We start from the raw sequence: 3,605 nt of genomic DNA, 5'->3' as shown, positions 1-3,605 counted from the left end.
TTGACAACATCAGAATGGATAACGGATAATAAATCATAGGTTTATCATAAACAGGCATGAGCTGTTTGCTGACAGCCAGCGTTAACGGGTGCAACCTCGTTCCTGCACCACCGGCTAAAATTATTCCTTTCATTTTTTTTATTTTACCACCAAGGCACTAAGACACAAAATAATTTTATTCAAAGTAGCCATTGATTTTTCTTTTTATACCTTCTTTAATTTTTGGCACATTAAAATTTATAAGAAAACCCAGTTTTTTATCAGCCAATTTTAAATAGCTAATAAGTTGTGCTTCATGAACCGGAAGTAATGCCTCAACAGCCTTCAACTCCACAACGATTTCATTTTCAACAAGTACATCAATAAAAAAATCTTTTGATAGCATTTGATTTTTATAAATAACCGGAATCATTACTTGCTGCTCAACTATTAAACCTACGTTTCTCAATTCCTGAACAAAACAAATTTGATAAATTGATTCTAAAAGACCTGGCCCCAATTCCTTATGAACTTCATAAGCTGCATTCACAATTTGAGATGCAATAATATTTAATTCATCTTTTAACATTCTTTGTGTCTTGGTGTCTTAGTGGTTAAATATTACCTGTTAACATACTGATCATCATAGTAATGCTGATAAGCACCGGAGGTTACACGTGTCAGCCATTCTTCGTTGGAAAGATACCAGTCAACGGTTTTTTCAAGCCCTTCTTCAAAGCTTACGGATGGCTTCCACCCAAGTTCATTTTCGAGTTTTGACGGGTCGATGGCATACCGCAGGTCATGTCCGGCACGGTCTTTTACAAAAGTAATCAGCTTAGCTGATTCCCCATCTTTTCTGCCGAGTTTTTTATCCATGATACGACACAAGAGATGAACAATATCAATGTTTTTCCATTCATTTTTCCCGCCAATATTGTAGGTTTCACCAATTCTTCCTTTATGAAAAATGAGGTCAATGGCTGCAGCATGGTCTTCAACCCAAAGCCAGTCGCGCACGTTAAGTCCCTGACCATAAACCGGCAATGGCTTATTGTTTTTAATATTGTTAATCATCAGAGGTAAAAGCTTTTCCGGAAATTGATATGGCCCGTAGTTGTTGCTGCAATTGGAAATTTTAACAGGAAGTTTATACGTGTGATAAAAAGCACGTACAAGATGGTCAGAACTTGCTTTTGAAGCGGAATAAGGCGAACGCGGGTCATAAGGAGTTGTCTCTACAAAGTAACCCTCATCCCCCAGGCTACCATACACCTCATCAGTGGATACGTGGTAAAAAAGTTTATCACTTGTATCTTTCCATGTCATTTTAGCCGCATGAAGCAGGTTAAAAGTCCCGACAATGTTGGTTTCAATAAATTCATTCGGAGCCATGATAGAGCGATCGACATGAGACTCGGCAGCAAGGTGAATCACCCCGTCAAATTGTTCTTTTTCAAACAGTTGATGAATAAAGGGGCTGTCGGTAATATCGCCTTTGATAAAGTGATAATTCGGTGCATGCTCGACATCTTTCAGGTTTTCCAGATTACCGGCATAGGTCAGTTTGTCGAGGTTATGAATTTCATATTCAGGATATCGGTTGACAAACCTTCTGACAAGGTGAGAGCCGATAAATCCGGCTCCTCCGGTAACAAGTATCTTTTTCATTTACTGTTTAAATTCAGGTAATGATTTAAAATATTCAATGGTTTTCATCAGGCCTTCCCGCCTGCTTACTTTTGGTTCCCATCCAAGCAAATCCTTTGCCTTAGTAATATCCGGCTGACGTTGTTTCGGATCATCAACAGGAAGAGGTTCAAACACTATATCGGATGAAGTGCCTGTCAGCTCAATGATTTCTTTGGCAAAATCCAGCAAAGAAATTTCTTCCGGATTACCAATATTGACAGGATGACTGTAGTCGCTGAGCAAGAGCCTGTAAATTCCCTCGACCTGATCGCTGATATAGCAGAAAGACCTTGTCTGGCTTCCATCTCCAAAAACTGTGAGGTTTTCACCACGTAATGCCTGACCAATAAAAGCCGGCAAGGCACGTCCGTCATTGAGTCGCATACGAGGTCCGTAAGTATTAAAAATCCTGACTATCCTGGTATCCACCCTGTGAAAATTATGATAAGCCATGGTGATGGCTTCCTGAAAACGTTTGGCCTCGTCATACACCCCCCGTGGCCCGACAGGATTGACATTTCCCCAGTAATCTTCAGTTTGTGGATGTACCAACGGGTCACCATAAACTTCGGAGGTAGAAGCCACCAGTATTCTGGATTTTTTAGCCAGAGCAAGACCAAGCAAATTGTGCGTTCCGAGAGAACCAACTTTCAGCGTTTGAATAGGCATTTTCAGATAATCAATCGGGCTGGCTGGTGAAGCAAAATGCAGAATATAATCAAGCTGCCCCGGCACATGAACAAATTTGCTGACATCATGATGATAAAATGTAAATTCCTTCAGCGGAAATAAATGTTCAATATTCGAAAGACTACCTGTCAGGAGATTATCCATCCCGATGACTTCATAACCTTCCTGAATAAACTTATCGCACAAATGTGAGCCGATAAATCCTGCTGCTCCTGTTATCAGTACCCGCTTTTTCATGATTGTTTTTTACTCATTTCAAATGCTTTGTTTCGGCCAATGGAGAAGTAAGTAAACCCGATTTCAGCCATTTCATCATGTTCAAAGAGATTTCTACCATCAAAAATAACTTTATTCTTCAGTTTAATGGCAACTTTACCAAAATTCGGGTTACGGAAACTCTGCCAATCGGTAACAATCATCAGGCAATCGGCTTCATCGAGAGCTTCATACTGCAGTTCGGAGTATTTAATTTTGTCTCCAAAAAGTTTTCTGACATTATTAAGTGCTTCAGGATCATGCACCACTACTTCCGCACCTTCCTTAAGCAATTCTTCAATGATATATAAGGCAGGGGCTTCCCTGATGTCGTCAGTATTGGCTTTGAAAGCAAGACCCCAGATGGCAACCCTCCTGCCTTTCAGGCTACCGCCAAAATATTCCTTCATCTTTGGGATTAAAACCGTTTTCTGTTTTTCATTTATCCTGATGACTGCTTCAAGGATTTCAAGATTCATGTCGTTTTCATGAGCAGTTTTGACAATTGCCTGAACGTCTTTCGGGAAACAACTGCCTCCATATCCTATGCCTGAATAAAGAAAATGTTTGCCTATTCTCACATCTGTACCGATTCCTCTTCTGACCATGTCCACATTGGCGCCCACCCTGTCGCATAAATTAGCAATTTCATTCATGAAAGTAATTTTTGTAGCCAAAAAAGCATTGGCAGCATATTTTGTCATTTCCGAACTCCTTTCATCCATAAAAATTATCGGATTCCCTTGTCTGACAAAAGGTTTATAAAGTTTTTCCATGATTTCGCGGGCACGATGTGAACGCGTTCCGATAACTATCCTGTCGGGCTTCATAAAATCTTCAACTGCATAGCCTTCTTTCAGAAACTCCGGATTGGAAACGACATCAAATTCAACCTTGCAGTTTTCAGCAACAGCATTTCTCACCTTATCAGCCGTACCAACCGGCACCGTGCTTTTATTGACGATAACGGTATATTCTTTCAACATGGG

General features: G+C 40.2%; 5 protein-coding genes. All 5 read right to left on the bottom strand.

Annotated elements, in window-relative coordinates; all coding sequences use genetic code 11:
- A partial coding sequence (locus tag GX437_09300; GenBank protein ID NLJ07851.1) for a glucose-1-phosphate thymidylyltransferase occupies positions 1 to 133 on the bottom strand: 133 nt, incomplete at its 3' end.
- A 42-nt stretch (positions 134 to 175) separates the two neighbouring features.
- Positions 176 to 568, bottom strand: coding sequence for a GxxExxY protein (locus GX437_09295; protein NLJ07850.1), 393 nt, complete (start codon positions 566 to 568; stop codon positions 176 to 178).
- Between the two features lie 32 nt (positions 569 to 600).
- Positions 601 to 1,650, bottom strand: a complete 1,050-nt coding sequence (gene rfbB / locus GX437_09290; protein ID NLJ07849.1) for a dTDP-glucose 4,6-dehydratase — start codon at positions 1,648 to 1,650, stop codon at positions 601 to 603.
- Positions 1,651 to 2,601, bottom strand: coding sequence for an SDR family oxidoreductase (locus tag GX437_09285; GenBank protein ID NLJ07848.1), 951 nt, complete (start codon positions 2,599 to 2,601; stop codon positions 1,651 to 1,653).
- Positions 2,595 to 3,605: UDP-glucose/GDP-mannose dehydrogenase family protein (locus GX437_09280; GenBank protein NLJ07847.1), on the bottom strand; the 1,011-nt coding region annotated here is incomplete at its 5' end. The genes GX437_09285 and GX437_09280, both read right to left, overlap by 7 nt.

The sequence above is a fragment of the Sphingobacteriales bacterium genome, from assembly GCA_012517435.1.
In the GTDB taxonomy this organism is placed as follows: Bacteria; Bacteroidota; Bacteroidia; order CAILMK01; family JAAYUY01; genus JAAYUY01.
This window is presented reverse-complemented; position numbering and strand designations above follow the sequence as displayed.

Coding starts and splice junctions, on each gene's coding strand:
- GX437_09295 (NLJ07850.1), bottom strand. CDS start 568: ATGTTAAAAGATGAATTAAATATTATTGCATCTCAAATTGTGAATGCA.
- rfbB (NLJ07849.1), bottom strand. CDS start 1,650: ATGAAAAAGATACTTGTTACCGGAGGAGCCGGATTTATCGGCTCTCAC.